A 703-nucleotide genomic window follows, 5' to 3' on the forward strand; every position below is an offset into this window, starting at 1 on the left:
GAGTTATGCTTATATAACTCGTAAATGTGAGTCGGGGCGTGCCCCCACCGCCACATCAAGTCCGGGAGTGACGATGGACGCCGCCGATTTCGCCCGCGCCTGCGGTTACACCGGCGACAGCCCTGCCCTGCTCGAAGCCTTCGAAGCCATCCGCCGCAACGGCATCGCCCACGCCCGTCAGGATCACGTCAGGCGCAAGGCGGTGATCGACGAGTTGAAACCGTCGGAAGCGCTGTTCCTGGCCGCGATCGGCCCGGCGATCTCGGCCGAGGAGGCCATAGAGGACGCCGCCCGCTTCATAGCCTGCTGGCGCAACATACCGCGCTGGCGCCAGGAGCGGCGCCTGCCCGACCTGATCAGGGCCAAGCATCAGCGGCTCGTGGCGCGCTTCTTTCGACGGTACGGCCATTTTCTGTGGGCGCGCGAAGCAGCGTGAGGGCTGGGCCAGCCATTTGCGGGTTCCATCAGCCGTTTTTTCTTTCTAGACTGCACAGGGGTGGCTGATCGTTCGACGTGCATAGTTTGGAATGTTCAAGACTGCCCGTTCAAGATTTCAGACCTGGGTAACGGCAGGCGCGGGAACCATCGCCGCCCTGTTCGTCGCCGGCCTGATGGGTGCCTTCGGCGCCCTGCCCGCCCACGCCCCGCCGCAATTGCCGTCCGATGCCGCCATCGATGCCGGGCGCTGGCGGGTCCAGCCCGC

General features: G+C 65.4%; 1 protein-coding gene. It reads left to right on the plus strand.

The genetic code is table 11. From position 1 onward, the window contains the following. Window positions 1–73 precede the first annotated feature (73 nt). A complete protein-coding gene (locus tag EN943_RS37265; RefSeq protein ID WP_127416633.1) occupies window positions 74–436 on the plus strand; it encodes a hypothetical protein in 363 nt (120 codons plus the stop codon). The last annotated feature ends 267 nt before the right edge of the window (window positions 437–703 follow it).

The sequence above is a fragment of the Mesorhizobium sp. M7A.F.Ca.US.006.01.1.1 genome, from assembly GCF_003997935.1.
Lineage (GTDB): Bacteria > Pseudomonadota > Alphaproteobacteria > Rhizobiales > Rhizobiaceae > Mesorhizobium.

What these genes read in the sequence shown, in the direction of transcription:
- EN943_RS37265 (WP_127416633.1), top strand. Translation starts at nt 74, where the DNA reads ATGGACGCCGCCGATTTCGCCCGCGCCTGCGGTTACACCGGCGACAGC.